24 protein-coding genes are annotated in these 22,908 nt (G+C 70.3%); 14 read left to right on the top strand and 10 right to left on the bottom strand.

Annotated features, from left to right (window positions below; translation table 11 throughout):
• Nucleotides 1–762 precede the first annotated feature (762 nt).
• Together SHK19_RS12610 and SHK19_RS12605 are read right to left on the bottom strand one after the other, a co-directional pair.
• Nucleotides 763–1,521 carry a DUF4184 family protein gene (locus SHK19_RS12610; RefSeq protein ID WP_322936422.1) on the bottom strand — a complete coding sequence of 253 codons (759 nt, stop codon included), beginning with the start codon at nucleotides 1,519–1,521 and terminating at the stop codon, nucleotides 763–765.
• Nucleotides 1,522–1,539: 18 nt separating this feature from the next.
• A complete protein-coding gene (locus tag SHK19_RS12605) occupies nucleotides 1,540–2,625 on the bottom strand; it encodes an NAD(P)H-dependent amine dehydrogenase family protein (protein WP_322936421.1) in 1,086 nt (361 codons plus the stop codon).
• A gap of 59 nt (nucleotides 2,626–2,684) precedes the next feature.
• Between SHK19_RS12605 and SHK19_RS12600 the strand changes: the two genes are divergently transcribed.
• Together SHK19_RS12600 and SHK19_RS12595 are read left to right on the top strand one after the other, a co-directional pair.
• A complete protein-coding gene (locus SHK19_RS12600) occupies nucleotides 2,685–3,437 on the top strand; it encodes an SDR family oxidoreductase (protein WP_322936420.1) in 753 nt (250 codons plus the stop codon).
• A 6-nt stretch (nucleotides 3,438–3,443) separates the two neighbouring features.
• Nucleotides 3,444–4,559, top strand: coding sequence for a TIGR03857 family LLM class F420-dependent oxidoreductase (locus SHK19_RS12595; protein ID WP_322455310.1), 1,116 nt, complete (start codon nucleotides 3,444–3,446; stop codon nucleotides 4,557–4,559).
• A gap of 1 nt (nucleotide 4,560) precedes the next feature.
• Here SHK19_RS12595 and SHK19_RS12590 read toward each other — a convergent pair whose 3' ends face one another.
• Nucleotides 4,561–4,917, bottom strand: coding sequence for a hypothetical protein (locus SHK19_RS12590; RefSeq protein ID WP_322455309.1), 357 nt, complete (start codon nucleotides 4,915–4,917; stop codon nucleotides 4,561–4,563).
• 122 nt (nucleotides 4,918–5,039) lie between these two features.
• On the opposite strand from SHK19_RS12590, the gene SHK19_RS12585 reads away from it, so the two are divergent.
• Nucleotides 5,040–6,191, top strand: a complete 1,152-nt coding sequence (locus tag SHK19_RS12585) for a PP2C family protein-serine/threonine phosphatase (RefSeq protein WP_322938693.1) — start codon at nucleotides 5,040–5,042, stop codon at nucleotides 6,189–6,191.
• Nucleotides 6,192–6,197: 6 nt separating this feature from the next.
• Here SHK19_RS12585 and SHK19_RS12580 read toward each other — a convergent pair whose 3' ends face one another.
• A complete protein-coding gene (locus tag SHK19_RS12580; RefSeq protein WP_322455308.1) occupies nucleotides 6,198–6,689 on the bottom strand; it encodes a cupin domain-containing protein in 492 nt (163 codons plus the stop codon).
• Nucleotides 6,690–6,838: 149 nt separating this feature from the next.
• Between SHK19_RS12580 and SHK19_RS12575 the strand changes: the two genes are divergently transcribed.
• Nucleotides 6,839–7,780 (top strand): hypothetical protein, encoded by a 942-nt coding sequence (locus tag SHK19_RS12575; RefSeq protein ID WP_322936419.1) that lies wholly within the window; start codon nucleotides 6,839–6,841, stop codon nucleotides 7,778–7,780.
• Between the two features lie 12 nt (nucleotides 7,781–7,792).
• Here SHK19_RS12575 and SHK19_RS12570 read toward each other — a convergent pair whose 3' ends face one another.
• From SHK19_RS12570 to kstD, 3 genes are all read right to left on the bottom strand, one after another.
• A complete protein-coding gene (locus tag SHK19_RS12570) occupies nucleotides 7,793–8,236 on the bottom strand; it encodes an OsmC family peroxiredoxin (protein ID WP_322455306.1) in 444 nt (147 codons plus the stop codon).
• Nucleotides 8,237–8,297: 61 nt separating this feature from the next.
• Nucleotides 8,298–9,176 (bottom strand): MaoC/PaaZ C-terminal domain-containing protein, encoded by an 879-nt coding sequence (locus SHK19_RS12565; protein ID WP_322936418.1) that lies wholly within the window; start codon nucleotides 9,174–9,176, stop codon nucleotides 8,298–8,300.
• Complete coding sequence (gene kstD, locus SHK19_RS12560; protein ID WP_322936417.1) at nucleotides 9,176–10,855, bottom strand: 3-oxosteroid 1-dehydrogenase; 1,680 nt, start codon at nucleotides 10,853–10,855, stop codon at nucleotides 9,176–9,178. The genes SHK19_RS12565 and kstD overlap by 1 nt, the downstream gene beginning before the upstream one ends.
• A 35-nt stretch (nucleotides 10,856–10,890) precedes the next feature.
• On the opposite strand from kstD, the gene SHK19_RS12555 reads away from it, so the two are divergent.
• The 3 genes from SHK19_RS12555 to dmpG are packed head-to-tail and all read left to right on the top strand — an operon-like array spanning nucleotide 10,891 to nucleotide 13,773.
• Nucleotides 10,891–11,718: a 2-keto-4-pentenoate hydratase gene (locus SHK19_RS12555; RefSeq protein ID WP_322455303.1), complete on the top strand. Its 828-nt coding sequence runs from the start codon at nucleotides 10,891–10,893 to the stop codon at nucleotides 11,716–11,718.
• A gap of 5 nt (nucleotides 11,719–11,723) precedes the next feature.
• Nucleotides 11,724–12,638: an acetaldehyde dehydrogenase (acetylating) gene (locus SHK19_RS12550; protein ID WP_322936416.1), complete on the top strand. Its 915-nt coding sequence runs from the start codon at nucleotides 11,724–11,726 to the stop codon at nucleotides 12,636–12,638.
• A 1-nt stretch (nucleotide 12,639) separates the two neighbouring features.
• Nucleotides 12,640–13,773: a 4-hydroxy-2-oxovalerate aldolase gene (dmpG, locus tag SHK19_RS12545; RefSeq protein WP_322936415.1), complete on the top strand. Its 1,134-nt coding sequence runs from the start codon at nucleotides 12,640–12,642 to the stop codon at nucleotides 13,771–13,773.
• Nucleotides 13,774–13,803: 30 nt separating this feature from the next.
• Here the strand turns inward: dmpG and SHK19_RS12540 are convergent, their stop codons facing one another.
• Together SHK19_RS12540 and SHK19_RS12535 are read right to left on the bottom strand one after the other, a co-directional pair.
• Nucleotides 13,804–14,277, bottom strand: coding sequence for a hypothetical protein (locus SHK19_RS12540; protein WP_322936414.1), 474 nt, complete (start codon nucleotides 14,275–14,277; stop codon nucleotides 13,804–13,806).
• Nucleotides 14,278–14,431: 154 nt separating this feature from the next.
• Nucleotides 14,432–15,040, bottom strand: a complete 609-nt coding sequence (locus SHK19_RS12535; protein ID WP_322455299.1) for an ATP synthase subunit B family protein — start codon at nucleotides 15,038–15,040, stop codon at nucleotides 14,432–14,434.
• A gap of 177 nt (nucleotides 15,041–15,217) precedes the next feature.
• Here SHK19_RS12535 and hsaA point away from each other — a divergent pair, with 177 nt between their 5' ends.
• The 6 genes from hsaA to SHK19_RS12505 are packed head-to-tail and all read left to right on the top strand — an operon-like array spanning nucleotide 15,218 to nucleotide 20,325.
• Nucleotides 15,218–16,399 (top strand): 3-hydroxy-9,10-secoandrosta-1,3,5(10)-triene-9,17-dione monooxygenase oxygenase subunit, encoded by a 1,182-nt coding sequence (gene hsaA, locus SHK19_RS12530; protein ID WP_322936413.1) that lies wholly within the window; start codon nucleotides 15,218–15,220, stop codon nucleotides 16,397–16,399.
• The gene (gene hsaD, locus SHK19_RS12525; protein ID WP_322936412.1) at nucleotides 16,400–17,293 is read left to right on the top strand and encodes a 4,5:9,10-diseco-3-hydroxy-5,9,17-trioxoandrosta-1(10),2-diene-4-oate hydrolase; all 894 of its coding nucleotides are present in this window, start codon (nucleotides 16,400–16,402) and stop codon (nucleotides 17,291–17,293) included.
• A complete protein-coding gene (gene hsaC / locus SHK19_RS12520) occupies nucleotides 17,290–18,189 on the top strand; it encodes an iron-dependent extradiol dioxygenase HsaC (RefSeq protein WP_322936411.1) in 900 nt (299 codons plus the stop codon). Before hsaD ends, hsaC begins: the two co-directional genes overlap by 4 nt.
• 19 nt (nucleotides 18,190–18,208) lie before the next feature.
• A complete protein-coding gene (locus SHK19_RS12515) occupies nucleotides 18,209–18,865 on the top strand; it encodes a flavin reductase family protein (RefSeq protein WP_322936410.1) in 657 nt (218 codons plus the stop codon).
• A 22-nt stretch (nucleotides 18,866–18,887) separates the two neighbouring features.
• Nucleotides 18,888–19,874, top strand: a complete 987-nt coding sequence (locus SHK19_RS12510) for a trypsin-like serine peptidase (protein WP_322936409.1) — start codon at nucleotides 18,888–18,890, stop codon at nucleotides 19,872–19,874.
• A gap of 43 nt (nucleotides 19,875–19,917) precedes the next feature.
• Nucleotides 19,918–20,325, top strand: coding sequence for a TetR/AcrR family transcriptional regulator (locus SHK19_RS12505; protein WP_322936408.1), 408 nt, complete (start codon nucleotides 19,918–19,920; stop codon nucleotides 20,323–20,325).
• Here the strand turns inward: SHK19_RS12505 and SHK19_RS12500 are convergent.
• Nucleotides 20,316–21,533 carry a GNAT family N-acetyltransferase gene (locus SHK19_RS12500; RefSeq protein WP_322936407.1) on the bottom strand — a complete coding sequence of 406 codons (1,218 nt, stop codon included), beginning with the start codon at nucleotides 21,531–21,533 and terminating at the stop codon, nucleotides 20,316–20,318. The two genes, SHK19_RS12505 and SHK19_RS12500, sit on opposite strands and share 10 nt — an antisense overlap.
• Before the next feature lie 61 nt (nucleotides 21,534–21,594).
• On the opposite strand from SHK19_RS12500, the gene SHK19_RS12495 reads away from it, so the two are divergent.
• Nucleotides 21,595–22,899 (top strand): PP2C family protein-serine/threonine phosphatase, encoded by a 1,305-nt coding sequence (locus tag SHK19_RS12495; RefSeq protein ID WP_322936406.1) that lies wholly within the window; start codon nucleotides 21,595–21,597, stop codon nucleotides 22,897–22,899.
• Nucleotides 22,900–22,908 lie beyond the last annotated feature (9 nt).

Raw genomic sequence — 22,908 nt, 5'->3', positions numbered from 1 at the left:
GGCGTGTCCGGCCGTGGCGCCTCCGCTCGCGTTCGCCTGCGTCTTTCCCCGCTGGCCTACCTGCGCGAGGTTGCCGGGCCGCGTAGCAGCCGGATCGAAGAGACGTACCCAGGCCCCGGCGGCTCGGCCTCTACAGCGACTTCGAGTGGGCATGATCCGCGGCAAGTTCTCGCCCGTGCGTTGGGTGCCCGGCAGCGAGACACCTACTCGAACACCTAGATCTGGCACCGTCGCCCCGGTGATCGGCCGGGGCGACGGCGTGCCCTTAGCTAGACGCCCAGGGCCTGACCGGTTGCACGGACGATTGCCACTTCAACGACTGGGCGAACCAGGCCCCAGAACCAGGAGATCGCCATGCCGAGAGTAATCGAATGATTGTCGACATCGGCGTCACCCCCTTCCTTCAGCGCCCCACTCAGCCCGCTTCCGTGACGGATGACTCGGTCCTGAGTGGAGCCCCAGGTTGCAACCTGGGTTTTCAGGACAGTCTGCGCCGCTACCCCGCGCAACGGAAGCCGCCGATGGCAAGAGTCTCCTGCCTAGCTTCCGCGGTGTCGCCATCGAGGGCGCTCACCCCGGCCACCGCGCCGTTCGACCGTCAGGTACATCCTCCCGCGACTCCTTGGCGGCCTCGCACTACCCGCTTGTTACCGCCGCCTGTCGGCGCCCACTCGAGCCGTCGCAGCATGCGGTTCGCCGCGCCGGGCAGATGTTGTCGATCTGGACGCGCGCCGAAATGAGTGATGAGTTCCTCGCCCGTCGTCATTCTTGAGCAGACTGACGGTCGGACGGGTCGCTGACGCGCCGGCGAGCCAGGTGCCAACAGGAGCAGGCGGCCGCGCCGAGCGCCGTCGCGGCGATCAGGCCGTCCACCACGCCGTTGAACGCCATCAGGTGGAAGCCGTCGGGCACGCTGACGGCGGCGGACGTCAGTCCGACGAGTCCGGCGGTCACGATCACGACCGGGAGCACGGACGGCGGCAGGGCCGGCGGGCGGCGCGTGCCGGGCAGCGGCTCGAGTGACCTCAGGTACGCGACCGCTACCCAGATCACGACGGCGAGGCCGAGGACACCGGAGGCGTACTGGACCCACTTCAGTCCGAGCAGGTCGGCGTGCTCGGTGCGCAGCCACTCGATGTGGCGCGGACCCCACCTCCCGGGATGGGTGAACGAGTCCCAGAGCAGGTGCGTGGCGGCGCCCACGGATCCGGCGAGCGGCACCAGCAGCCACTGCCGGCTCGTCAGCCGGACGTGTTCGGCCAGCCGGGCGCGGACGGGGCCGGGACTCATGTCCACCACGGCGTCACGGATCCAGCGAAACCAGACGAGCACGACGACTGATGCGAGGACGACATCGACCACGAGGACGCCGACGAGGCTGTGGGTGATCTCGTAGCCACGGACCCAGGACAGGAAAAGCGGGATGTCGGGCACCATCGAGCCTGCGACCAGCGCGATCATGGGCAGCCCCGAGCGCCTCAGCGGCAGGACCGCCGCGGGATGGGCGAGCGTCATCGGCATCGCGGCAGCGTAACGGCGTCAGAGCGTCCCTTGTCCGACATAGGTCCCGCGGCCTGTGGGCAGCGGCAGGTCGAGGGTGGTGCGGATGCCCGGAGCCGCAGCGACGACGTCGGGGATGGCGTTCACGATCCGCCCGCAGGCGGCGACGATCGCCGCGTGGTTGTGGTCGCCGTGCTCGCTGCTCGGCACGATGTCGACGACGTAGTTCGGCTCGCCGGTGATCTCGACCCGGTAGGAGCCTCCGCCGGACGCCGGCCTCGCCCAGTCCGGTCGCAGGTCGTCGCGGGTCCGGGTGACGTGCTCGACGACGATCGCCGGGTGGCCGTCGACCATGCCGGAGATCGAGAACTTCAGGGCCGCGATGGTGCCCTTCTCGATCCGGCCGGCCGCGACGTCGTAGGACTCGGGAGCGGGCTCGACCTCCCAGTGCTCGACGATCTCGTCCACCTCGATCCCGAGACCGGAGGCGATCATCCGGATCGCGGTGCCCCAGGCGAGCCCGAGGACACCGGGCAGGAACAGCAGCGGGGTGTCGGTGACCGGCTTGCCGAAGCCCATGAGGTCGAACATCACCTCGGCACCGTCGTACGTCGCGTAGTCGGCCAGCTCGTAGCACTTGACCTGCTCGATGCGCTGGCAGGTGCTGGCCAGGGCGAGCGGCACCAGGTCGCTGGCGAAGCCGGGATCGACCCCGGTGATGTACACGGTCGCGTCGCCGGCCCGGGCCGCGGCCTCGACCTTGTCGATCACCTTCTGCGGCATCGTCCCCCACGGGAACTGGAGGGTGCCCGGAGCGGAGCCCACGACGTCGATGCCGGCCTCGAGAAGCTTGCGGACGTCGTTGGTCGCCTCGACCGGACGCGTATCGCCCATGGCGCAGTAGACGACACACTCGGGCCCTGCCGCGATCAGGGCGTCGAGGTCGCCGACGGCACCGATCCCGGTCACGAGGTCGAGCCCGGCGAGCTCGCCCGCGTCCGTGCCGACCTTGCCGGGGGTCGACGTGCTCACCGCGACGAGCTCGAACCGGGCGTCGCTGATCAGCTGGCGCAGGGTGAGCATGCCGGCGTTTCCGGTGGCGACCTGGGCGACTCGAATCGTCATGGCGAGGACTCTACGAGAGAAAATGGAACGTGTTCTAGTTCATGGGCTATCTTCACGTCATGGGACGTGTGGACGGGAAGGTCGTGCTGATCAGCGGCGGTGCGCGCAACATCGGCGGGGCGAGTGCACGGATGCTGGTGGAGGAAGGCGCGAGGGTCGTCATCGGCGACCTCCTCGACGACGAGGGCGAGGCTCTCGCCGATGACCTCTGCCAGCAGTTCGGGCCGGGGGCAGCCCGCTACGTCCACCTCGACGTGACCCAGGACGAGGACTGGCGGAGCGCGGTCGCCTTCACCGTCGCCGAGCTCGGCAGGCTGGACGTCCTGTTCAACAACGCCGGCATCTTCAACGGCGGCCAGCTCCAGCGCTACAAGAGCGAGCAGTGGCAGCAGATGCTGGACGTCAACCTGACCGGAGCGTTCCTCGGCATCCGGGCCGCTGCGGACGCTCTGATCGACTCGGGGGGCGGGTCGATCATCAACACGTCCTCGATCGAGGGCCTCCGCGGGACGCCGTGGGCGCACGGCTACGTGGCTGCCAAGTGGGGTCTGACCGGGCTCACCAAGTCGGTGGCCATGGAGCTCGCACCGCACGGCATCCGGGTCAACTCGCTGCACCCGGGCCGGATCAGCACGCCCGCGACCGACCAGATGCCCGAGGACCTGATCCCGATCCCGCTGGGACGTCCCGGTCGGCCCGACGAGGTGGCGGCGTTCGTGGTCTTCCTGGCCAGCGACGAGTCGTCCTTCGCCACCGGTTCCGAGTTCGTCGTGGACGGCGGCACCGTCATGCACATCCCGACCAACGTCTGAGCCGTCGTGGACGAACCGCACCAGTTCCCCGAGCTGGGCTGCTACGGCCTGGCCGGCCACGCCGCCGATCCGCGCGCGCTGCTCGACGAGGTGCGTGAGGCGGAGCGGATCGGCCTCGGGGCCGTCTTCCTCTCCGAGCGCTTCAACTACAAGGACGCCGCCGTGCTGTCGGGGGCAGCTGCGGCCGCGACGACGACCCTGGGGATCGCGACGGCGGCGACGAACCACAACACACGGCACCCGCTTGTCACGGCCACGATGGCGACGACGGCGCACCGGATGTCGCGCGGACGGTTCGCGCTCGGCCTCGGGCGCGGCTTCGACATGCTCTTCGACCTGATGGGGGTCCCTCGCATCACCAATGCCCAGCTGCGCGACGCGATCGCCGTCCAGCGACGCCTGTGGCGGGGGGAGCGGTTCGACCACGACGGACCGTCCGGCACCTATCCCTACCTGTTTCTGATGGACGACGACATCGCCGAGGACATCCCGGTCCTGATGGTCGCCCTTGGTCCGAAGGCGCTCGAGCTCGCAGGGAGCGTGGCTGACGCAGTCGTGCTGCACACGTTCATGACCGATGCGGCGGTGGCCAGGAGCGTCGCGACCGCCCGCGCCGGGGCAGAGGCGGCCGGACGGGACCCGGCCGCGCTCCGGATCTGGGCGTGCACCGCGGTGGTCGAGGACACAATCCCCGCCGAGGAGGTCCTGAAGAAGACGGTGGGCCGGCTCGCGACATACCTCCAGGGGTACGGCGACCTGCTGGTCCGGATCAACGACTGGGACCCGGCAGCCCTGCAGCGGTTCCGGGAGGACCCCCTCGTGACCGGGTTCTCGGGCGCGTTCGACGCCGTGGCGACGCCGGACCAGCTGGCCTACCTCGCCGACCGGGTGATCCCGCAGGAGTGGCTCGACTGCGCGATCACGGGCACCGCCGGATCCTGTGCCCAGCAGGTGGCTGACTCGTTCGGGATCACCGGCGTCGACAGCGTGATCCTGCACGGCTCCACGCCGAGCCAGCTGGCGCCGGTGCTCAGCGCCTACGCGTCGGTACGCCGTCCCGGGCAGCCGACGCTGCCTGCGAACCCAGGCCGGATGGCGCCGGGCCTCCTGGACGGGCTCTGAGTCAGCCGATCCCGGCGGTCCGGTCGAGCAGCTGCAACAGGTCGTGGGCCGCCAGCTCGACCTGCTTGTGGCGCCACTCCGAGGCCCGGTAGACGCACGCGATGAGTCCGGTGCGGTGGACCCGACGGAAGTCGCCGTAGACGAACGCGTAGCGGGCCTTCGTCCCGTCGTTGGCGCCCTCCGTCAGACCGAGGTGCCAGGCGGCGTACTGCTCCCACGAGTTCCGCTCGAGGAACGCGTTGCCGGCTTCTGCATCCGGCTGCACGTCGCCCCAGTCGCTGTCGAGAACGTACTGCCGCCCGGCGATCAGCGCGCGCGCCTTCGCCACGGCCCCGTCGTTGACCTCGTAACGCGCCATGGCGCCACGGTAGCCGAGCACCTCCGTGCACCAGGTCCACGACGCGTCTGTGCAAGGATGCGCGCCAGGGCCCAAGTAACCGGCCCTCGGGATCGACGGTCGGGGAGGCGACACCTGTGACCATGGATCTGGTCTCAGTTCAAGGCCTGATCGACAACGTCAGGGCCATGATGAGCTCGGACACCGCGACCCTGCTCCTCCTGGACGAGACGGGCAGGGTGCTGGAGCCGGCCGCGTCGGCCGGGCTCGGCCGTCGATGGCGTGGTGCGCCACACGTGCGGGTCGGGTCCGGTTTCGCGGGCAAGGTCGCCGAGGACCGCCGACCGACGTTCGTCAACGAGGTCAACGAGGGCTCGGTGCTCAACCCGATCCTGCGCGAGGCGGGGGTCCAGCGGCTGCTCGGCGTGCCGGTCTTCGGCCGCAACGGCCTGCTCGGGGTCCTGCACGTCGGAAGCCTCGGTGCGCGGGAGTTCACCCTCGACGACGCAGAGCGGCTGGAGGGGGCGGCGGCGGAGATCGGCGCGCGGCTGTCCGATCGGACCGAGGACGACGCCCACCTCGCCGCGCTGGTCCTCCAGCGCAGTCTGCTCCCCGCCGCGCCGCCGACTATCGACGGCCTGGACGTCGCGGTGCGCTACCTGCCGGCCGAAGGCGACCTCGGCGGCGACTGGTACGACGTGTTCACGCTGCCCAACGGCAAGACCGGGTTTGTCATGGGCGACGTCGAGGGGCACGGGCTCCGGGCGGCCATCGTCATGGGTCGGCTCCGCAGTGCTCTGCGGGCCTACGCCCTCGATCACGACGACCCGGCCGAGGTCGTGCAGCGCCTCGACCGCAAGCTCTGCTACTTCGAGTCCGAGATCTCGGCCACCGTGGTCTACGCGGTCACCGAGCCGCCCTTCGACCAGGTGGTCATCTGCAGCGCGGGCCACCCGGCACCCCTGATCGCGCGCGCGGGCAGAACCGCGGCCGATCCCGCCGACATCCAGACCGGACTGCTGCTGGGCCTCGAACCCGAGGGCCAGCGTCAGAGCGAGAAGATCGTCCTCGAGCCGGGCACCGCTCTCGCGTTCTTCACCGACGGACTGGTCGAGCGCCGAGGCGGACCCGATCGCCACCCCGACCAGTACGGCGAGCGCCTGGAGCTCGTCCGTCAAGCGTTCTCGGCCGGCCACAACGCCGAGACGATCTGCAGCCGCATCATTTCGGTCGGCCTGGGCGACGAGAGTGTCGAGGACGACGTCGCCCTGGTCGTGGTGCGCCGCCCGCTGTGAGCCGGCTCAGTCGGTCCAGTGGTTGTCGTGCTCGGCCATGAACCGGTCGTACTCCTCCGGCGTCCACTCCTCGCCGCGCGCGAGCCGGTCGAGGCCTTCGAAGTAGGCTTCCCGCGGCGCCCCCGGGGCGAAGTGCAGCAGCATCGACGCCGCCGCGCCCGACTCGTTGCGGAACCCGTGCAGTCCGCCGGGAGGGACGTGGAGGAAGTCACCCGGGGAGGCCTTCACCCAGTCCTTGCCGTCGTAGACCGTGACCTCGCCGGTGAGGATGTAGAACGACTCCGCGATGGTGCGGTGGAAGTGGGCGCCGGGACCGCTCACCGCCTCCGAGAACTCCCACTTGTAGAGCCCGAACAGGCCGCCGGTCGCGGCACCTTCGGCGAGGTAGGTGACGCGGTTGCCGTTCGGGTAGACGAGATCGGGCTCGGCGCCGACCGGCTTGATGGTCGCGGAGACCTCGCCGGACGCGCCCTCGTAGAGCGGGGGAGGGTAGGACATGTCTTTACCGTACGACGCGCGATGACGGCACGTTCTCGGAAGTGATCACGCGCAGACTTTCGAAATGCTCCCGGCCGCTCGAAGGTCTCCTAGGCTCGCCGAGTTGAGCCGGTCTCAGTCGGGGCCGCAGCGATCGCACGGGGGAAGTCATGCACGGCGCCGGGTCCACGGAGACAACAGAGCGGCGGCGGCGTCGTTCGTTCGGATGGCGGTGGACGATCGGCTACTACGCCGTCCTCGCCATCGTGTTCGTCGTGGTGCACCAGGACTGGCTGATGGTCGACCTGGTGGGCGAGGACAACTCGATCTGGCTCTGGAAGGCCAACGAGACCTACGTCGTGGCGTTCATCGTCCCGCTCTTCTGGGACGTCGTCGCCACCCTGCGCCGCAACGGCACGATCGTCCCGCACCCCAGGGACACCGGCGGCTGGATCGCCCGCCGCGTCGCCTGGTACGGCGGACTGCTCGTCGTGCTCGCCTGCATGGAAGGTCCGATGTTCGAGGCGGTCTTCGGGGCGCGCCTCCCGCAACGGGTGCTCACGCTGCGCGACGTCTTCAGCGGGCTCGTCGTCCTGTCGCTCTACTTCGACTGGTCGCGCGGGTTCTGGCGCCGCTCCGGTCCGCGCCTGGTCTCTGCCTGGGCCAGGTTGGCGTTCTGGGTGGCAGTCCTGCTCGCCAACATCGCGATCTACCAGGGCCCGGTGAAGGACCTGCTCGGCCCCGACCACGCCAGCACCCTCGACTTCCACGCGGAGGCGTTCGCCGTGTGCCTCTTCGTGCCGCTGTACTTCGACATCGTCCTCCCGCTCACCCGCGGCGACGCCGTGCTCGCCGTGCGCGGCGCTCCCGGGGCACCCGGCCGTGCACTGGTGCTCGGCTGCTGGATCGTGCTGCTGGCGTTCCTCACCTGGATCGGGCAGGGGACCGCCCGCGAATGGTTCGACAACGCCTTCGGCCAGTGGTTCGTCCGCAGCCCCGAGCCGCCGCTAGCGGCGATCGCCTTCACGTTCTACTTCGAGGTGGTCCGTCGGCTCGACGGCGTGCGCAGCGCGGGCGAGACCTCCACGAGCTCCGACCGGGTGAGCGCGTAGGTGTGCGGGCTCCTAGGCCTTGAGTGCCGCGTCGACGGTGATGTTCTCGACGGCGGCGAGGGCCTTGCTGATCGGGCAGCCGGCCTTGGCCTTCTCCGCGCACTCGACGAACCCGGCCTCGTCGAGCCCGTCGACCTCGCCGCGCACGGTGAGCGCGATGCCGTTGATGTGGAACCCACCCGCAGGGTCGGGCCCGAAGGAGACCTCGGCGGTCACGTCCAGCGACTTGGTCGTACCCCCGGCGCGGCCGATCTCGCCGGAGAGCGCCATGGAGAAGCAGGAGGAGTGGGCCGCGGCAACGAGCTCCTCGGGCGAGGTGACTCCCTCGGCCGCGTCGCCGGTCCGTCGAGGCCAGGACACGTCGAACGTCCCGACGCCGGACGAGGCCAGCTCGACCTGACCGGTTCCGTCCTGCAGGGTGCCGTTCCAAGCGGTGCGTGCCGTGCGGGTGACCATGGGTCCGCCTTTCGTCGATGAGCGAGCAGACCCCACCGTAGTGGCGGGGCGGTCAGGTCGATCAGGCGACCGTCAGTACGCAGTCGGCGAGGACGGGTGAGCCGTCCCGTTCGCCGCCCTCGACGGCCGCCGCGGCGACGATCCGGTCTCCCTCGCGCCAGCCCGTCACCCGGATCGTCTCGCCGGGGAACACCACGCCTGAGAACCGGCAGGCGAAGCCCCGGACGAGGGTCGCGTCACCGCCGAGCAGGCCGTCGGTGAGCTCGCGGAGGACGATGCCGTAGGAGCAGAGACCGTGCAGGATCGGCGCCGGGAAGCCGGCCGCCTTCGCGAAGTCGGGATCGGCGTGCAGCGGGTTGCGGTCGCCGCACAGGCGGTAGAGCAGCGCCTGCTGCGGCGTCACGTCGTACGACGTCAGCAGGTCGGGATCGCGAACGGGGAGGACCACCGGGTCCGACGCGCCCCGGTCGCCACCCCAGCCGCCCTCGCCCTTGACGAAGATCGACGACCGCGTGCGCCACAGCTCCTCGCCGGACGGGGACGTCGCCACGCCCTCCTGCCAGACGACGGCGGCCTTGCCCTTGTCCCAGATGTCCGTGAGGGTCGTGGAGACGGTCGCCGTGCCGGACGTCGGGATCGGACCGGAGACGGCGATCGACTGCGACCCGTGCACGACCTGGGCGAGGTTGATGTCGCAGCCGGGCAGGTCGAGCGGCGGCGGGTCGGTCTCGTGGAAGGTCGGCACCACCACACCGAACGTCGGCAGCACCTGGAGCGCCGGGCCGTCGAGCGTGTAGCGGAGCGCGGCGGGGGCGAGGTGGTCACCCTCGTGCGACCCGGCGCCGATCCCGAGGTGGTAGAGCAGCACGTCGCTCTCGGTCCAGGAGAACGTGGTGGAGCCGATGTCGGCTCCGATCGCGACGGACGGGTCGATGGGCATCAGTTCTCCTCGAGGTCCTCGACGGCCAGGTAGCCGAACACCAGTGCGGGGCCGATGGTGGCGCCCGGTCCGGCATACGTCCGTCCCATGACCGCCGACGACGCGTTGCCGGCAGCGTAGAGGCCGGGGATCACGGAGCCGTCGGGGCGCAGCACCCGTGCCCGCTCGTCGGTCACCAGTCCGCCCTTGGTGCCGAGGTCGCCCGGCACGATCTTGACGGCGTAGAACGGCGCATGGTCGATGGCGTGCAGCGACGGGTTCGGCTTGACAGTCGGGTCGGAGTAGTACTTGTCGTAGGCGGACTCCCCCCGGTGGAAGTCCTCGTCGACGCCGGCTTCGGCGAAGCCGTTGAACCGCTCCACGGTCGCGGCCAGCGCGTCGGGCGGCACCTCGATCCTCTCCGCGAGCTCCGCGAGGGTCGCCGCCTTCCGGACGACGCCGGACTTCAGCCAGCTGCCGGGGAACGGCTGCCGTGGCCCGAGCCCGGCGAACAGGTAGCGGTTGCGGTAGCGCTGGTCGATGATCAACCAGCTCGGCACGTGGCTGACGCCGGTCGCCTCGCCCGCGTAGATCGCGTGCGTCGCCTCGACGTACGGCAGCGCCTCGTTCATGAACCGCTCGCCGGCCTGGTTGACGATGATCGAGCCCGGCAGGTTGCGTTCGGCGAGGCAGAACCAGGGGCGGTTCGGGAGGGGGATGGTCGGACCCCACCAGGCGTCGTCCATCAGGTCGGTCTCCGCCCCGGCCGCGATGCCGGCGAGGATGCCGCCGCCGGTGTTGAACTCCGAACCCGTCGTCCAGTCGATCGAGGTCGGCTGCGGCTGGTACTTCTCCCGCATCTCGAGGTTCTTCTCGAAGCCGCCGCTACCGAGGATCACGCCCTTGCGGGCGCGCACGACGTGCTCCGTCCCGTCACGCAGGACACGGACACCGACGACCCGGCCCTCCTCGATGAGCAGGTCGCTGAGCTCGGTCTCGTAGTGCACCGGCACACCTGCGTCGATCAGGCCCTTCCGCAGGCCGATCGCGATCGCGTTGCCCATCGCGTACATCCGACGGCCGAGGACCATCGACACGATCCGGCGCACCAGCACCATCAGCATCGTGACCGGTCCCTTGAGGGTCCGCATGCCGAGGCTGATCTTGCGGAAGTCCTGCTGAGTGACGATCAGGTTGGCCGGCGCCTTGGTGTACTGCGGGTGCAGCCGGTCGAGCTCGTCGCCGAGGAACCGGGCGTTCAGCGGCACCGGCTCGACGCTGCGGCCACGCGGCCTGCCGCCGGGCGCCTCGGGGTGGTAGTCGGAGTACTCAGGGACCCACCGGAACCGCACCGGCGTGTGGGACCGGAGGAAGTCGAGGACCTCGGGGCCGCGCTCGAGGTAGGTGTCGCGGCGGGTCTTGGGGACGACGTCGCCCACGATGGCGTCGAGGTACTCCCGGGCACGCTCGGGCTCACCCGCGTCGACCTGGTGGGCCTCGGCGAGCGCGTAGTTGCCGGGGATCCACACGCCGCCGCCGCTGCGCGCCGTCGAACCCCCGAAGTAGGCGCTCTTCTCGACGAGGATCGTGTCGAGGCCCTTCCGTCCGGCCGCGAGGGCAGCGCTCATCCCCGCGCCGCCGGCGCCCACCACGACCACGTCCACCTCGGCGGGCAGATCGCCCGTCGTGCCACCCGTCATGGCACAAAACTGTAACAGGTTCTAGTATCTGTCCCGTGACCTCCCAAGACGCGATCACGGCGGCGGTGGACCGCCTGGCCGTCGCCCAGGAAACGCGGGTGCCGTGCGCGCCGGTGCGCGACCTGATCGGCACCGACGACCTGTCGGCCGCCTACGCGGTGCAGCAGGGACTCGTGCAGCGACGTCTGTCGGGCGGGGTGACGGTCGTGGGCCGCAAGATCGGTGCCACGTCGGAGGCGGTCCAGCGTCAGCTGGGCGTCGACCAGCCCGACTTCGGCTACCTGCTGAGCGACATGGACGTCAGTCACGGCGCCGACGGGATGCCGATCTCGATGCGGACCCTCGTCCAGCCGAGGGTCGAGGCTGAGGTCGCGTTCGTGCTGGCTCACGACATCGACCTCGACGAGGACGACATCACGCTCGACGCGGTCCGGGCGGCCGTCGACGTCGCCCTGCCGGCGCTCGAGATCGTCGACTCGCGGATCGCGGACTGGAAGATCGGGTTCACCGACACGGTCGCGGACAACGCGTCCTCCGGTCTGTTCGTCGTCGGCCGCGACGGGCGCAAGCTCGACCCTTCGACAGGCTCAGGGCAGGCCGAGCTCGAACCGCGCGACGTCGTGATGTCGCTGACGATCAACGGCGAGGAGCTCTCGTCCGGCACGGGTGCCGCGTGCCTCGGCGACCCGCTCGAAGCACTGCGGTGGCTGGCCGTGCAGGCCCGCCGCTTCGGCGACCCGCTGCGCGCGGGCCACCTGATCCTGTCCGGGGCCCTGGGCCCGTTCGTGCCGTTCGCCCCGGGTGACCGGGTGACGGCGTCCATCAGCGGGTTCGAACCGCTGGTCGTGGAGTTCGAGGAGTGAACGACGTGAGCAAGCCGAATCCTGGGAAGGTCACTGCCGCCATCGTCGGTCCCGGCAACATCGGCACCGACCTGATGTACAAGCTGCTCCGGTCGGACCTGATCGAGCCGCGCTGGATGATCGGCGTCGACCCGGCCAGCGAGGGCCTCAGGCTCGCCGCCGACGAAGGCCTGGTCTCGACCCACGAGGGGGTCGACTGGCTGCTCAAGCAGGACGAGCTGCCAGACCTCCTGTTCGAGGCCACCTCGGCCTACGTCCACAAGGAGTACGCGCCGCGCTACGCCGAGGCCGGCATCCGGGCGGTCGACCTGACGCCGGCCGCGGTCGGACCGGCGGTGATCCCGCCGGTCAACGGTGAGGAACACGTCGCCGCGCCGAACGTCAACATGATCACCTGCGGCGGACAGGCCACGATCCCGATGGTCGCTGCGGTCTCCCGCGTCGCTCCGGTGTCGTACGCCGAGATCGTCGCCTCGGTCTCCAGCGTGAGCGCCGGGCCGGGCACCCGCGCCAACATCGACGAGTTCACCCGCACCACCGCCGCGGGCGTGGAGACGATCGGGGGCGCCGAGCGGGGCAAGGCGATCATCATCCTCAACCCCGCCGAGCCGCCCATGATCATGCGCGACACCATCTTCTGCGCGGTCGACCCCGACACCGACACCGACGCGATCACGGCCTCGATCCACGAGATTGAGCGGGCGGTCCAGGAGTACGTCCCCGGCTACCGGCTGCTCCAGGAGCCGCAGTTCGACGGGCCCTCGGACTTCACCCGGGGGATGCGCCGGGTCTCGATCTTCGTCGAGGTCGAGGGCGCCGGCGACTACCTCCCGCCGTACTCCGGAAACCTCGACATCATGACGGCCGCGGCGACCCAGGTCGGCCAGCACATCGCCCGCTCGATCCTCGGGAGCAACTGACATGAGCGCCAACACCGAAGTCATCGGCACCGACATCAACGCCCTGGATCGGACCTGGAGCGGCATCCACGGCGACGAGCCGTGGGGCAAGCTCGACCTCCGGCTGACCGACACCTGTCTGCGCGACGGGTCGCACCACAAGCGCCACCAGTTCACGGCGCAGGAGGTGCACGACATCGTCGAGGCCCTCGACTCCTCGGGCATCCCCGTCATCGAGGTGACCCACGGCGACGGCCTCGGCGGCAGCAGCTTCAACTACGGCTTCTCCCGTACGCCGGAGCAGGAGCTGATCAAGATCGCGGCCGAGACCGCGAAGCGCGCGAAGATCGCGTTCCTGATGCTGCCGGGCGTCGGCACCAAGGACGACATCCGGGCTGCCCAGGACAACGGCGGCCAGATCTGCCGGATCGCCACCCACTGCACCGAGGCGGACGTCTCGATCCAGCACTTCGGGCTGGCCCGCGAGCTCGGCCTCGAGACGGTCGGCTTCCTGATGATGAGCCACACGCAGCCGCCGGAGGTGCTGGCCAAGCAGGCGCGGATCATGGTCGACGCCGGCTGCCAGTGCGTCTACGTCGTCGACTCCGCCGGTGCCCTGATCATGGAGCAGACCGCGGACCGGGTGTCCGCGGTCGTCACCGAGATCGGCGGCCAGGCCGATGTCGGCTTCCACGGTCACGAGAACCTCGGCCTGGGTGTCGCCAACACCGTGATCGCCGCCCGCGCGGGAGCGACCCAGATCGACGGCTCGGTCCGCCGGTTCGGCGCCGGCGCCGGCAACACGCCGCTCGAGGCCTTCATCGGCGTGTGCGACAAGGTCGGCTGGACCACCGGGGTCGACTTCCTCAAGATCGTCGACGCGTCGGAGGACGTCATCAAGCCGGCCATGCCGGAGGAGTGCCAGCTCGACCGGATGACCCTGATGATGGGCTACGCCGGCGTCTACTCCTCGTTCCTCAAGCACGCCGGCAACGCCGCCGAGCGGTACGGCGTCAGCGGTGCCCAGCTACTTCTGGAGGCTGGGGCTCGAAAGCTCATCGGCGGGCAGGAGGACCAGCTGATCGACATCGCGCTCATGTTGAAGCGCGAAGCCGAGCTCGAGGCACGAGAGCCCGGCGTCTCGCGCGCAGGTTGAGCAAGCCAGCGACCAAGCCTGCGAGGTCGCTCAAGGCGCGTCGAAACCCGGCCAAGCAGGCCGCCGAGGTGGGGAAGACGGCGTAGCCGACGACGGTGGGCTGACCGGCCGTGCCGCCTCGACGGCCCCGAACAGCACGTCGACGCCGGCCGATGGAGCGGGCGCCGATCCGGGTGCGGTCAGCTCGGCCCGGGTGCGCTCGATGACGTCAAGGAGGGCCGCGCGGGCGGCCTCGGCGTCCGCGATCGTCCGGTCCGCACGGGCCTGCGCGTCGGCGACGATCTGCTCGGCGCGTTCCCGCGCCTCGGACTCGATCCTGTCGGCGAGCGCCTCCGCGTGCCGCACGATGTCGTCGGCGTAGGGCGTCGAGCGCTGCCGCGCCTCGAGCGACCGCGCGGCAGCGTCGATGGCCTCACGTCTCTGCTCGAGCGATGCCCTGAACTCGCGGGCAGCGTCGTCAGCAGAGCTCGTCGCGACCTGCGGTGGGCTTGTCGTGTCGTCCAAGTTCTCTCATCCTCGTGCCGGCTGGAGCTGCCGACGCGGTCGTCGGCGACGACCGCGGAAAGGGCCGAAGGTAACGACCGAATGTGTCGTCCCCAAGGCGGACGTTCTCGGATCCGGTGGTCAACACATTCGGCTGATCACCGCGGGAGCCGCATCAGCGCTCTTGACGGAAGCGGTCGCGCCAGCGTTCGGACCGCGGCCCCAGCCCGCCACGGACCGGATGACTCGGAATGTTGTCGGTCCACCCCGAGATCTTGGGCCCACTCTGGGGCCTACTCTGGGGCGCGGTCGCGACGCCTTCCTCGACGCTCTCCGGAGCGCTCCTGGGCTCGGGCGGCGTGGTCCCGGAGGTGGTCGGCGAACGGTCGGTCAGCGGGGAGAGCGACTCGGAGACCTCGGCGAGGGCGCTGTCGAGCGCCATGTGCACCTCGCTCGCCATCGACTCCAGCCGATGGATCGTCGCACTCACCTTCTCGCCAAGTGCCGCGGCGGCCAGTTCGCGCGCCGCGGTCGAGGCCTCGAGCGCCTGCTCCGCCTCCGTGGTGAGCCGGGCCGCCTGCTCGCGGGCGTCGGCGAGGATCTCCCGGGCCAGCGCCTCGGCGGCGCGGACGATCTCGACGGCCTCGGCGGTCGCGCGCTGCCGGACGCCGACCGCATCGGCGACGAGGTCGTCGATGTCGCGCCGGTGCTCCAGCGAGACGCGGAAGTCTCGAGCGACGACGGCGGCGTCGTTGGTGTCCCTGCCCGTCGCGCTGTCAGCCATCGATCTCCCTGAGCCTGCCTCTCCAGACTTCGGACGGTAATCGGCGGCGCAGGGTGGACCAACGAGTGCCGTTCTCGGATGTGACAGCCGCGCGGCCGCTGACTCCGAAATCGCGGGGGGCGGAGCGGCCGCGCCCTTCCGCTTCACCAAAATGAGAACGTGTTCTAGTATTGGCGCATGAACCGATCTGCGGAGGTCCAGTCCGTCCTCGACGGCGTGCGTGACCTGCTCCCCACGTTCCGCGAGCGCTCCGACGAGGGAGAGCGGCTGCGCGTCGTACCCGAGGCTTCGATCAAGGAGCTCGAGGAGACCGGCTTCTTCCGTCTGCTGCAGCCGACGCGGTACGGCGGCCTCGAGGCCGACCCGGTCGACTTCTACACCGCCGTGCGTGACATCGCGTCCGCCGACGGGTCGACGGGCTGGGTGGCGAGCGTGGTCGGCGTCCACCCCTGGCAGGTCGCCCTCTTCGACGACGAGGCCCAGCAGGCGGTGTGGGGCGACGACCAGAGCGTCCGGCTCAGCTCGTCCTACGCACCGACCGGCAAGGCGGTGCTCGCCGAGGGAGGCTTCAAGCTCTCCGGCAAGTGGAGCTTCTCCTCCGGCTGCGACCACTGCAGCTGGGTGCTTCTCGGTGGCCTGGTCTTCAACGAGGACGGCCAGGTCGTCGACTTCCGCACCTTCATGGTCCCGCGTGAGAGGTACCAGATCGTCGACGTCTGGAACGTCGTCGGCCTCCGCGGCACCGGCTCCAACGACATCGTCGTGGAGGAGACGTTCATCCCGGAGGCGTTCACGCTTTCGATGGGCGAGACCGGGCAGTGCAAGGGCCCTGGCCAGGCGGTCAACACCAGCGACCTCTACAAGCTGCCGTTCCACTCGATCTTCACCAGCACCATCGCCACGCCGATCATCGGCATGGCCATGGGTGCCTACACCGAGCACGTCGAGATGCAGCAGAAGCGCGTGCGGGCGGCGTACCTCGGCGAGAAGGCCTCGCTCGACCCGTTCGCCGCCGTGCGGATCGCGCGGTCGTCGTCCGAGATCGACGCGGCATGGGCGCTGCTGATGAACAACATCCGCGAGGAGCAGGACCTCGTCGCGCGCGGCGAGACCATCCCGCTCGAGCTGCGGCTCCGCGTCCGGCGCGACCAGGTGCTCGGCACCGCCCGCGCCATCGAGGCCATCGACTCCCTGTTCGAGGCCTCCGGAGGCCGCGCGCTCGCTGAGGGGACCTACCTCCAACGGGCCTGGCGCGACGCGCACGCGGGTCGGGTCCACGCAGCCAACGACCCGGAGCGGGCGCTGCAGATGTACGGCGCCCAGCAGTTCGGGCACAAGGTCGACCCGGGGATGTACTGAGTGTTCCCGGCGCTGAACAAGGAGGACGTGCGGCGGTCGGCGAAGGCCGGCGACATCACGCTGAACTACTACGAGGCGGGTGAGGCGCGGGCGGACGTCGGCGCCGGCCTGCCGTTCGTGCTGCTGCACGGTGGTGGTCCGGGTGCGTCGGCGTGGAGCAACTTCGGCTCCGCGCTGCCGCGGTTCGCCGAGAACTTCCGCACCCTCCTCGTCGACCAGCCGGGTTTCGGCCAGTCGGACAAGCCGGAGGTCACGGCCAACTACTTCCGCCACTCCTCGGACTACCTGGTCAGGTTCCTCGACGAGCTGCGGATCGAGAAGGTGCACCTGCTCGGCAACTCGCTCGGGGGCGGTACGGCGACGCGGTTCGCGTTGTCCTACCCGGATCGCGTGGGCCGGCTGGTCCTGATGGGGCCGGGCGGACTGTCGCTCAACCTCTTCCACGCCGACCCGACCGAGGGGGTCCAGCGGCTGATGGACTTCAGCATGGATCCGACGCGGGAGCGGCTGCGGGCCTTCATCTCCAGCATGGTGGTCGACCAGAGCCTGGTCACGGACGAGCTGGTCGAGGAGCGGTTCGCCGACGCGACCGCCCCCGGCTCGATGGAGGCCATGCGCTCCATGGGCGCCTCGTTCTGGAACCCGGAGTGGGCCGAGGACGGCATGCTCTGGCGCGAGGTGCACGCCATCCGCAAGCCCACGCTGCTGACCTGGGGCCGCGAGGACCGGGTCAACCCGCTCGACGGCGCCCTCGTCGCGCTCAAGCAGATCCCGCGCGCGCAGCTGCATGTCTTCCCGAACTGCGGGCACTGGGCCCAGATCGAGGCCGCCGAGGAGTTCGCGCAGGTCTGCACGACCTTCCTGGCCGGTCACGTCGAGAGGACCAAGAAGTGACGATCGACATCAAGTCCATGGGCTACGTCCGGGTCGCCACCACCGACCTCGACGCGTGGAAGACCTTCGCCGGCAAGGTGCTCGGCCTCGCCGAGGGCCGCGGACCCAACCCGGAGCACCAGTACTGGCGGATCGACGAGGTCTCGGCGCGGGTCGTGGTGTTCCCGTCCGACGTCGACCGGCTCGACTGCTCGGGCTGGGAGGTCGCCGACCACCAGGCCCTGCAGGCCGCTCGTGAACACCTGCAGAAGGCCGGGGTCGAGTTCGAGGAGGGCACCAAGGACGAGCTGGACGAGCGCCGCGTCCAGGAGCTGATCCGGTTCCGCGACCCGTGGGACAACGTGTTCGAGCTGTTCCACGGCATCACCTACGAGTCGCGACCGATCGTCACCCCGTACGCCGCGAGGTTCGTCACCGGCGACCAGGGCATGGGCCACCTCGTCGTACCAGTCCTCGACGACGTGGAGGCGCTGCGGTTCTACACGGAGGTGCTCGGCTTCCGGCTGCGCGACTCGATGAGCATGCCGGGGGAGTTCGTCGGCAAGGAGCCCGGCAGCAAGGTGTGGCTGCGGTTCCTCGGCGTCAACCCGCGGCACCACTCGCTGGCGTTCCTGCCGATGCCCAACCCGTCGAAGTGCGTGCACATCATGTTCGAGGTCGACGAGCTCGACCACGTCGGGCGGGCGCTCGAGCGGGTCCGCAAGCACGGCGCGAAGCTCTCGGCGACGCTCGGACGCCACATGAACGACGAGATGATCTCGTTCTACGTCAGGTCGCCCAGCGGCTTCGACATCGAGTTCGGCACCGAGGGCCTCCGCGTCGACGACCACAAGTGGGTCGCACGGGAGTCGACCGCCGTCTCGTACTGGGGCCACGACTTCGGTGCCGGAAGCTGAGATCGCTAACGTGACCAGCATGCCCACGGAGTCGCACCGGGTGCCGGAGGGTGAGATCCCCGAGGGGATGAGCCCCGACGCCCGCGAGAACTGGCCGCACCCGGCCCTCATCGACTCCTGGCTCGGTGACGCCGAGATCGACTTCGAGTTCCGCCCCGGCGAGGACGTCGCGGTCCAGGACGAGCCCGAGGCCCGGGCGGCAGCCCGCCGGTTCCGCGATGTGCTCGGCACCTTCGCGTCCGGGATCACGGTCGTCACGACGATCAGCGGTGGCGAGCCGATCGGCATGACCTGCCAGTCCTTCTCGAGCGTGTCCCTCGACCCGCCGCTGGTGCTGTTCGTGCCGGCCAAGTCGTCGCGGGCGTGGCCGCTGATCCAGCGCACCGGTCGGTTCTGCGTCAACGTGCTCGCGGCCCACCAGGAGCACGTCTCCGCCCAGATGGCCACCAAGGGAGCGGACAAGTTCGCCGGTATCGACTGGCACCCCGCCGAGGCCACCGGATCGCCGGTGGTCGACGGTTCCCTGGCGCACCTGGACTGCACCATCCACACCGTCCACGAGAGCGGCGACCACTACGTCGTGATCGGACGGGTCGAGCACCTGGAGACGACCGACCGCGGCGACGTCTCGCCGCTGCTGTACTTCCGGGGTCGCTACCACACCACCGACTCCTGATCCTGCGGGTAGGGTGCCGCCCATGGGGGCTCTTCGTGGGGCGACGCTGCTCGTCGCCGGCATGCTCGTGTCGGCCGTTCTGTCGGGCGTGACAACGACATCCGCCGATGCCGGCGCCGCCGCCGGCGCGACGACGAGCGGCGCGGTCGCATCGCGGCCGGGAGACGTCGTTCGTGCGCCGAAGCCTGCGCGGGCCGCGCGGGAGATCCGGCACTACTGGACGCGGGAGCGGATGGCCGCAGCGATCCCGATCGAGGAGGTCCTCCCCAGCCTGGGCGGATCGACGTCGTACGACGCCGCGCCCGCGCGTCGCGGGACCAGCGGCCCGATCCCGCCCCGCAGGGTGCCGCGGATGGTCGGCAAGCTCTTCTTCTCCGACGGTGGCGGTGACTACGTGTGCTCCGCGGCGGCGATCCGGACCCGGAAGCTCGACCAGGTGATCACGGCCGGACACTGCGTACACACCGGACCTAACCCGCCGGGACTGCTCGAACAACCGCACTTCTTCCGCAACTGGGTCTTCGTGCCTCGCTACCACCGCGGGCGGGCGCCCGAGGGCAGGTGGGTGGCCCGGAACGCGTGGGCGTTCAACGGCTGGGTCGAGAACGAGTCGTTCCGCCACGACCAGGCGATCATCGCGTTCAAGAAGCGCAACGGACGCAAGCTGGTCCGGGCCGTGGGCGGCAACGAGGTGGTCTGCTGCAAGTCCCAGCGCCGCTGGGGGGTGCGGATCTGGGGCTGGCCGGCGCAGCCGCCGTTCGACGGCCGGACCGCTCGCCGCTGTGACGGCCGCACCGTCCGCTTCCAGGACACCTCCGACGCGGCGATGCACAACTGCCGGCTCAACGGCGGTGCGAGCGGCGGTCCCTGGTTCCTGCCCCGGGGGCGGACAGCGAACAAGGGAAAGATCTGGGCGGTCACGTCACGCCGACTCCTGGATCGGCCGGTCCTGCTGGCGAACCCGATCCCGCGTGAGATCCGTCGCATGATCCGCGCAGCCAACCGCTGACCCGGATCGCCGCCACCGCCGTCGTGGCAGCATCAGGCCTGCGATGCGCAGCCTGGACCCGACCGAAGACTTCGCCATCCAGCTCGTGCGCCGGTTCCTCGTCCTCTGCGAGCACCCGCGCACGAGCGAGCGGATGCTGCGCGTCGTCGCGCGTTCGTCGCAGTCCGGCGACGACGCGCCGCGCATCCTGCGCTGGCTGAACCGCGCCCTGCTCCTCCCGCACCTTCGGCGCGGCAACCGCCCGATCTCCGCCATGAAGTGGGAGCTCGTCGTCTCGCAGATGTTCGGGATGGCGACGATGCGCTACCTCCTCGAGCTCGAACCGATCGCCTCGGCCGACCGCGAGGACGTCGTCGCGATGACGGCGCCCGGGGTCGTGGCGGTCCTGCGCGGGCCCGACCGGGTGTTCACCGGCGTCGCCGACGCGACGACCGTACGTGGTCAGAAGTAGTCCCGGATGTGCACCGGTCGGCCCCGGAGCAGACGGTCGAGCAGGACGTCCGAACCGGCGCCGCCCTTCAGCAGGCCGGCCATCCGGAGGTTCGCGCAGGTCTGGACGCCCGACCACGCGAGCGCCAGGCCGCCAGGAGTGAACACCGGCCGTTCGGGAGAGGAGGCGAGGTCGACCCGCTGGCAGGCCACGCCTGCAGGGGACACCCGGACGACGTACGCGCCGTCGGTGCCGCAGTACTCGTCGCCCGCGACTTCGAACGCCACCTCGCCGCGCAGCGCACCGGCACGGAGCAACGAGAACGCCGCCTCCACGTCGAGCAGGCGCAGCATGTACGGGCGCGCCTCGACCACCTGCCACGAGGCGGACGGCAGGATCGCCCGCAGGAGGTCGGCGCCCGACGTCGTGAGCCGTACGCCAGGCGTGACCGGCGCGAACGTGGCCACCATCCGCCAGAGCGCGCGATGCGCATCGACCGTGACCGCGACGGTGTCCTCCACCGTCAGTCGGCCCTCGCGGCCGTAGCCCCGGCCTCGGGTCCACATCAGGTAGCCGACGACGCGGTCGGCCTCGTCGGCCGCGACCGTCAAAACGGTGGCGTCGTCGAGCAGCTCCTGGTCGGTGGCGGTGAAGCTGACGCCGCGTCGGGTGAGCGGACCGTTCTGCTCCTGCGCCCAGGCGGTGTAGAGATCACGGATGGCCGGCACGTCCTCGAGGGTGCCGCGTCGCGTGCGGACGCCGATCGGTGGGCGCACGCCCTGCAGCTCCGCGGTCGGAAGCTCCACCGTCTCGAGGGCGCCCACCAGCTCGTAGCCGAAGCGTCGATAGACGCCCGGTGCGGTCGGGTAGAGGGTCGAGAGGACCTCGCCGCGCTCCATCGCCTCGGCGAGCAGCGGCCGGAAGATCGCGTCGAGCAGTCCGGCGCCTCTCTCCTCCGCGGCGACGGTCACGCCGGCAACGCCGCAGGTGGGTATCTCCGCCCCGTGCCACCAGGAGTGGTACTCCCGACCGACCGCCCGACCCAGCAGTCGACCACCCTCGAACGCGCCCCAGGAGTGACGGCCCGGACCTGGGAAACCCTCCGCTGTCGGCCGGGTCATGCCCTCGGGAAGGTCACCGAAGGCCTCCAGGCCCAGGGCGAGCGTCTGCTCGAAGTCGTCGGCGGTGACAGGGCGGACAACCGGATCGGAGCGGTGAGCCTCGGACATCGCGCCAGTTTCCCGGCCGGGCGACAGATCCGCCACCGGATTGTCCGACTACAGTCGCACGATGACGCGCTCCCGCAGGCTGACCGATGTCGGGCGGGTGCTGGAGGCCGCGGAGGCGGACTCGCCGCTGGAGGCGGTGTCCGGCGTGGCGCGAGAGCTGGGGCTCGCGTTCGACGCGGTGGCCGTGTCCTTCCTCATCGCGGACCTCTCCGGGCGGGCACTCGTGCGTCTGGCGCACGTCCCTGTGACCGGTCACCCTGGCTCGCTGTCGACGGGCGAACGGCGCGACGACGAAGAGTCCGCCACGGTGCTGCCCTTCGACGGCGGCCCGGAAGAGCAGGCTGTGCGCACCCAGACAGCCCAGGTGCTGCCGCCGCACGGTGCGGAGATGGATCCGGACCTCGCTGGCCTGTGGCGCATCCTCGCCCCGGTGACAGAGCGTGGCGAGTCCATCGGACTGCTCGAGCTGTACCTGCCCGTCGAACCCGAACGCGATGTCGTGGCAGAGGTTTCCCAGGTGGCCCACCTTCTCGCGTTCGTGGTGATCGCGAACCGGCGCCACACCGACCTCTTCGAGTGGGGTCAACGCAGCCGGCCGTTCAGCCTGTCCGCAGAGATCCAGCAACGCCTCCTTCCCGAGGCCCGCACCTGCGAGGCCGCCGCCTTCACCGTGGCGGGGTGGCTCGAGCCGGCCGCGAGCATCGGGGGCGACACCTTCGACTACAGCTTGGCTCGCGATCTCCTGCACCTGTCGTTGACGGACGCGATGGGACACGGCGTCGATGCTGCGCTGTCGGCGACCACGTGTGTCGGTGGTCTGCGAGGGGCACGCCGACGGGGGATGTCGCTGCTCGACCAGGCGATGGTGGCCAACGAGGTTCTGTTCGAGCATGCGGTCAGCGCCGCCGGAGAGGACTTCGTCACGGGGCTGATCGGCCGGGTCGAGCTGTCGAGCGGTGCCCTGGAGATCGTCAACGCTGGACACGTCGTGCCGTATCTCCTGCGTGGCTCCGCGCTCACCGCGCTGGACCTGCGGGTCGACCTGCCGTTCGGCATGTTCGCCGACACCACCTACGGCAGCACGACCGTGACCCTTGAGCCTGGCGACCGGGTGGTCTTCCTGACGGACGGCATGCTCGAGCGCAACGTCTCGAGCATCGACATCGCCGGCGCCCTCAAGGCCAACGCAGATCTCCATCCGCGAGAGCTCGTCCGCGCCCTGGCGGACAGCGCACTGGCAGCAGCCGGGCACGCGCTCGAGGACGACGCCACCGTCCTGTGCCTGGACTGGCACGGCATGCGTGACGAGTCGAGGGCCTCGGTCTCGGGCGCCGACCCGTCTCGTGCTTCGTCCCCTCTCACGTAGAAGAAATGT

The sequence above is a fragment of the Nocardioides bizhenqiangii genome, assembly GCF_034661235.1.
Classification (GTDB): Bacteria; Actinomycetota; Actinomycetes; order Propionibacteriales; family Nocardioidaceae; genus Nocardioides; species Nocardioides bizhenqiangii.
Note: the sequence above shows the minus strand (reverse complement) of the source record. Positions and strands in the feature narration are given on the sequence as shown.

Coding starts and splice junctions, on each gene's coding strand:
- SHK19_RS12565 (WP_322936418.1), bottom strand. CDS start 9,176: ATGCCCATCGACCCGTCCGTCGCGATCGGAGCCGACATCGGCTCCACC.
- SHK19_RS12585 (WP_322938693.1), top strand. CDS start 5,040: ATGGATCTGGTCTCAGTTCAAGGCCTGATCGACAACGTCAGGGCCATG.
- SHK19_RS12605 (WP_322936421.1), bottom strand. CDS start 2,625: ATGACGATTCGAGTCGCCCAGGTCGCCACCGGAAACGCCGGCATGCTC.
- SHK19_RS12600 (WP_322936420.1), top strand. CDS start 2,685: ATGGGACGTGTGGACGGGAAGGTCGTGCTGATCAGCGGCGGTGCGCGC.
- kstD (WP_322936417.1), bottom strand. CDS start 10,855: ATGACGGGTGGCACGACGGGCGATCTGCCCGCCGAGGTGGACGTGGTC.
- SHK19_RS12580 (WP_322455308.1), bottom strand. CDS start 6,689: ATGTCCTACCCTCCCCCGCTCTACGAGGGCGCGTCCGGCGAGGTCTCC.
- SHK19_RS12575 (WP_322936419.1), top strand. CDS start 6,839: ATGCACGGCGCCGGGTCCACGGAGACAACAGAGCGGCGGCGGCGTCGT.
- SHK19_RS12535 (WP_322455299.1), bottom strand. CDS start 15,040: ATGGCTGACAGCGCGACGGGCAGGGACACCAACGACGCCGCCGTCGTC.
- SHK19_RS12495 (WP_322936406.1), top strand. CDS start 21,595: ATGACGCGCTCCCGCAGGCTGACCGATGTCGGGCGGGTGCTGGAGGCC.
- dmpG (WP_322936415.1), top strand. CDS start 12,640: ATGAGCGCCAACACCGAAGTCATCGGCACCGACATCAACGCCCTGGAT.
- SHK19_RS12570 (WP_322455306.1), bottom strand. CDS start 8,236: ATGGTCACCCGCACGGCACGCACCGCTTGGAACGGCACCCTGCAGGAC.
- SHK19_RS12590 (WP_322455309.1), bottom strand. CDS start 4,917: ATGGCGCGTTACGAGGTCAACGACGGGGCCGTGGCGAAGGCGCGCGCG.
- SHK19_RS12610 (WP_322936422.1), bottom strand. CDS start 1,521: ATGCCGATGACGCTCGCCCATCCCGCGGCGGTCCTGCCGCTGAGGCGC.
- hsaA (WP_322936413.1), top strand. CDS start 15,218: ATGAACCGATCTGCGGAGGTCCAGTCCGTCCTCGACGGCGTGCGTGAC.
- SHK19_RS12500 (WP_322936407.1), bottom strand. CDS start 21,533: ATGTCCGAGGCTCACCGCTCCGATCCGGTTGTCCGCCCTGTCACCGCC.
- SHK19_RS12505 (WP_322936408.1), top strand. CDS start 19,918: ATGCGCAGCCTGGACCCGACCGAAGACTTCGCCATCCAGCTCGTGCGC.
- SHK19_RS12515 (WP_322936410.1), top strand. CDS start 18,209: ATGCCCACGGAGTCGCACCGGGTGCCGGAGGGTGAGATCCCCGAGGGG.
- SHK19_RS12510 (WP_322936409.1), top strand. CDS start 18,888: ATGGGGGCTCTTCGTGGGGCGACGCTGCTCGTCGCCGGCATGCTCGTG.